This is a genomic window from Arsenophonus endosymbiont of Bemisia tabaci Q2 (assembly GCF_902713415.1).
Taxonomy (GTDB): Bacteria; Pseudomonadota; Gammaproteobacteria; order Enterobacterales; family Enterobacteriaceae; genus Arsenophonus.
Map to the genome: position 1 here is coordinate 1 of NZ_CACTIE010000056.1, position 4,813 is coordinate 4,813.

Here is a 4,813-nt window from a genome sequence, read left to right on the forward strand (position 1 = left end):
TTTGTAATCAAAATTAAGACGCTTAGCTATACCACAACGTTCACATTTTAACGTGACATTAACATCAGAATCGTCTCTTATGACAACTAAATGTTGATTATCTATTGGAAACGATAGCTCACTAGTTACATCGCTATCTATACTTATTAATGATTCTTCGACACGGAAAACCTGTTCAGGTGAATAATATCCTGAATAATCCAATTTTTTGTGCTGCGCGATGCGCATCAATCGTTAAGGGTAATTTTACCTTTTGCATAAGGCGCGAATATTATCTTTGTGATGAGACATAGTCAAAGGAAAAGGCTGCTTTTGCTTATTTTTCCACCAAATATTCGCTATTTAAGCTCTATTTAGTTTAAAATGTCTCACCTCATTTGGCTATGGATTTTAGATATTTTATGAAATCAATTGTATTCGCGTCAATGTCATCTTCACGTTATCATCTACTACAAAAAATTAGACTTACCTTTTTATTGTTATTGCTGATGCGCCTAATATTATAGCTAAGCGACTTAATTTTGATGACATTATTTATATCAGCTATTCAATTGATTTTAGAAGTAAAGTGATATTTACGATGGAAGAAGAAGGGTTGAGTATCTCAGAAACAGAGAAGAAATTTCGGATTGGCTCTGCATTTGTATCGCGTTGGATTAATCAAATAGAGCCAAAAGCATCGACTACGCTTCAGCGAAAAATCGATAAATCCGAGTTGATAAAAGATGTTGAATATCCAGATGCTTACCAAAAAGAGCGTGCAGAGCGTTTTGCCGTTTGTCAGAAGGCCATTTGGCAAGCTCTTAAAAAAATGGGATTGACCTATAAAAAAACTCTACGTCGTCATCCGAAAGCCGAGGAAAACACTCGACAAACGTTTCAACAAAAAACACTATGAAAAAGAAGGTAAGCATATTGTTTTTATTGATGAAAGTGGTTTTTCACACGATACCCGCGGACTCAGGGCTATTCCCCGAAAGGTCAACGGTGTGTTGGTCTCAAGAACTGGGGAGCTAAAGGAAGAACAAATGTTATCGGCGCTTTATTGGGCACAACGCTGTTTGCTATCGGATTATTTGATATCAATATTAACAGCGATGTTTTCTATGCATCGGTCACCCAAATCCTTATCCCAGTACTTCCTAAAAACAGTGTAATCATGATGGATAATGCAACTTTTCAAAAGAAACAGAGTATTCAACAAGTCATCATCGATGCGGGGCATATGGTGGAATATTTGCCTACCTATTCGCCAGATCTTAATCCAATTAAACATAAATGGGCACAAGCTAAATGCAAAAAAAGAGCGCTTGGATGCGACACAGATATTTTTTTTCGCACTCAATATAGTGTAATCAAAATTAAGTCGCTTAGCTATAATGTCGGTAGGTGAAGACCTGGCTGATGAAATTTTTAAACATTTGAATAGCCGTGAAGTAAAAAAATTAAGTGTCGCCATATCAAATTTAGCTCATATTTCTAATCATCAATTGACGAATATATTGTCTGAATTCGAAGAAAATGCTACCAAATATGCTGCAATTAATCTTAATACCAGAGATTACCTCAATTCAGTATTAGTCAAAGCGCTGCATGAAGAGCATGCTAATAGTTTATTAGAAGATATTTTTGAGACCAAGGAAACCGTCACTGGTATTGATAAACTGAACTTTATGGCACCCGAAATGGCAGTAGAAATGATCCGCGATGAACATCCGCAAATTATTGCTGCTACTTTAGTTCATTAAAAGCGCACCCAAGCTGCTGAGACAAGCTGCTGAGATTTTAGCGCTGCTGGATGAAGAATTAGGTCATGATGTGGTATTGAGGATCGCAACCTTTGGTGGCATAAAACCGTCCGCTTTAGCTGAGTTAATTGAAGTGCTTAATAGTTTACTCGATGAGCAAAATATTAAGCGAAGTAAAATGGGTGGTATCCGTACTGCTGCCGAAATCATCAATTTGATGAAAAGCCAGCAAGAAGAAATGGTTATTAGCGCCGTTAAAGAATATGACGATGAATTGGCGCAAAAAATCATTGCTGACATGTTCTTGTTTGAGGATCTTATTGAAATCGACGATCGTTCGATGCAACGCCTGCTATAGCTAAGCGACTTAATTTTGATTACATCATATTGAGTGCGAACAAAATATCTGTGTCGGATCCGAGCGCTCTTTTTTTTGCATTTAGCTTGTGCCCATTTATGTTCAATTGGATTCAGATCTGGCGAATAGGTAGGCAAATATAGCTAAGCGACTTAATTTTGATTACAAAATATATGTTTTTCTCCAATATAAATTTATTGATATAGAGTAATTACTTGTAATTATTTTAAAGTCGCCCAGCTATACCAAGATTAGCCTCAACCACTATTGAACTGGTTAAAAATGCAACCACTGAAGAACTATTCAAATATACTCAGGAGGAAGCATTCATAACTGGTGATGTTGACGTCGGTTTTAATAAAGGCCTAGATGCAAATTTAAATTTAAGTCCACTAGACGGTAATCCTTATGGAAAAAATATAACGTTTAGCGGTGGTGAAATTAATTATGTGGGCAATACCGATCTTAAAAATATAAAAATTTCCGTTGTTAGTGATAATTTTGTTATCGGCAATAAAGAGAAAACGGAAAGCATGACCTTTAAAGGGCTTAATATCCAAAGTGATTTATCACTGACTCCGTTTAATTTCTACTCCGGCAAACAGACGCTTAATATTTCCGATATTAATTTTAATACCGATGACATTAAATTTTCATTTAAAAATTTTGCTATTAACTTAGATTCTGTACTAAAAGACGATAGCATTGACGATAAAATTTCTTATAACATTAATAATCTTATCGCTAAAGAAAAAACGTAGGTTCTAGAGAACCTACGTTATTAATCGAAAGAATGGATGCTAAAGCGTTTGGTAATTTCCTAAAAAGTTATAATGATGAAATTGCTCACAACTTAGCAAATGGCAACCCTCTTTATAATGCAGATACTATTTTCGCCCAGTTATTAGTTGAGAACTACCTAGCTTGTTGAAGAATAGTCCGAGAATTGTCATCGAACCTTTTTATTGGAAAAATAGTGCCGGTCAAAGCAATATCAAAATAGATATCGATATGAAGCCTTGGACATTGAATCAACTCTCTGTTTATAGCCAAAATAACCAATATGATCAGGTCATCAAAGCACTATTCAATCATTTTAATATCAATGTTAATTTATCAAAACCGATGTTGATAGAAATGCTCACCCAAACAGAAATACTAAGCTCAGATGATAAAGTAACCACCCCGGAACAAAAAACATTATTTAGTCAGAAAGCAACTGCACAAATTAGTGAATTTGAAAGTTCAGCTAAGCAAAATGTCTTTACATCACCAACAGAATACTTCCTCAGTAATGAGAAAAAAGCACAATTGAATGAAGATATACCAATTTTGCGATGGATTCTGGTAACAAAAGATAATATAACGATGGATATTCATTACGCCGGTGACGAACTAAATATGAATAATCAAGCATTTAAATTAGTTGAGTTTTTAATTAATATTGGCTGGATGGACAATCCATCGTCTCAGCAAGCAATAACACCGAAAACCCTCCCACAATCAAATTAAATCTTAGTAAAATGACAAAAGCCAGTTAAGATACTGGCTCTTTTGTACCAATTTTTAATACCAGAGAGTTTCTATGCCGAATGAAATTAATATCATAAAAGGTCGACCTTTAATAAAGCCTAGGCAGCCGCATAATCAGCCAAAAAAAACTCATTGATTAGTAAAATAAAAAAATAGAAAACTGTTTGGTAAAAAATAATATTCATATTTCAACTAACACTGATTCAAATGAGAGTAACTGTATTCAACAAGCCATGTTACGTCTTAATCTTGACAGTTCATTTCAAATAAAAATTATCATCTCACTTTAAGACTTAATCTGGAATATTATTCCACAATAGAAAGTGTTGCCCTGCAAGGATCGCCAAAAAATTTACATTCAGCTGAAAACTTGTCTTTACCTGTTTGCCCCTTTCTATTGAGCTAAAAACTACTACAAGTTAAGCAAATGCAAAGTGAAGAAAAGACACAAAATGAAAGAGTTAAATTAAATGGCTATGTATCTATTAATTAAATAAGCTGAATAATTTTCATATTAACGACTGTTTTAGCATAGCGCATAGCGTTGCGCTAATAGCGCACATACCATTAATTGAATTTGATGAAAAATCATCACTGGTAGCAAAATAATACCAACTAAATGAGCAGGGAAAAAGTATATTAGCCATAGGGACACGATTAACTAAACTCTTTTTAGAGCTACAAAATAGTATTGTGATCTCATTGGCTTTACTAAAACCAAAATAACGAGCGGTGTAAATATTAAATAAAATCACTATAGCAAGTAAAAAACCGCTAACAATCGCAATCATTAATAGCGAACAGCCATCAACTTTATACCATATCCCTTCAATAACCGCCTCACTAAAAGCCACATAAACCACTAATAAAATAGATGAACGATCAGAAATAGTAATTAATTTTGATTACACCATATTGAGTGCGAACAAAATATCTGTGTCGCATCCGAGCGCTCTTTTTTTGCATTTAGCTTGTGCCCATTTATGTTCAATTGGATTAAGATCTGGCGAATAGGTAGGCAAATATTCTACCATATGCCCCGCATCGATGATGACTTATTGAATACTCTGTTTCTTGTGAAAAGTTGCATTATCCATCATGATTACACTTTTTTTAGGAAGTAATGGGATAAGGACTTGAGTGACCCATGCATAGAAAACATCGCTGTTAATAT

The 4,813-nt window shown here is 34.5% G+C and carries 5 protein-coding genes and 4 pseudogenes; 6 read left to right on the forward strand and 3 right to left on the reverse strand.

Annotated elements, in window-relative coordinates:
- Positions 1-259 (reverse strand): annotated as a pseudogene (locus ARSQ2_RS03245) (DUF177 domain-containing protein); the annotation flags it as partial.
- A 291-nt stretch (positions 260-550) separates the two neighbouring features.
- Between ARSQ2_RS03245 and ARSQ2_RS03250 the strand changes: the two are divergent.
- From ARSQ2_RS03250 to ARSQ2_RS03275, 6 genes and pseudogenes are all read left to right on the forward strand, one after another.
- Positions 551-898, forward strand: a complete 348-nt coding sequence (locus ARSQ2_RS03250; protein ID WP_255487264.1) for a transposase — start codon at positions 551-553, stop codon at positions 896-898.
- Positions 895-1,017, forward strand: coding sequence for a hypothetical protein (locus tag ARSQ2_RS13560; RefSeq protein WP_255487263.1), 123 nt, complete (start codon positions 895-897; stop codon positions 1,015-1,017). The genes ARSQ2_RS03250 and ARSQ2_RS13560 overlap by 4 nt, the downstream gene beginning before the upstream one ends.
- Positions 1,013-1,393, forward strand: a pseudogene (locus ARSQ2_RS03255) (transposase); the annotation flags it as partial. The gene ARSQ2_RS13560 and the pseudogene ARSQ2_RS03255, both read left to right, overlap by 5 nt.
- Positions 1,380-2,103, forward strand: a pseudogene (gene fliG / locus ARSQ2_RS03260) (flagellar motor switch protein FliG); the annotation flags it as partial. The pseudogenes ARSQ2_RS03255 and fliG, both read left to right, overlap by 14 nt.
- A 245-nt stretch (positions 2,104-2,348) precedes the next feature.
- A complete protein-coding gene (locus ARSQ2_RS03265; RefSeq protein ID WP_181994338.1) occupies positions 2,349-2,867 on the forward strand; it encodes a DUF945 family protein in 519 nt (172 codons plus the stop codon).
- 163 nt (positions 2,868-3,030) lie between these two features.
- Positions 3,031-3,618, forward strand: a complete 588-nt coding sequence (locus ARSQ2_RS03275; protein WP_181994336.1) for a DUF945 family protein — start codon at positions 3,031-3,033, stop codon at positions 3,616-3,618.
- 547 nt (positions 3,619-4,165) lie between these two features.
- Here ARSQ2_RS03275 and ARSQ2_RS03280 read toward each other — a convergent pair.
- Positions 4,166-4,541: pseudogene (locus ARSQ2_RS03280) on the reverse strand (bile acid:sodium symporter); the annotation flags it as partial.
- A 3-nt stretch (positions 4,542-4,544) separates the two neighbouring features.
- The gene (locus ARSQ2_RS03285) at positions 4,545-4,673 is read right to left on the reverse strand and encodes a transposase (protein ID WP_181994337.1); all 129 of its coding nucleotides are present in this window, start codon (positions 4,671-4,673) and stop codon (positions 4,545-4,547) included.
- Positions 4,674-4,813 lie beyond the last annotated feature (140 nt).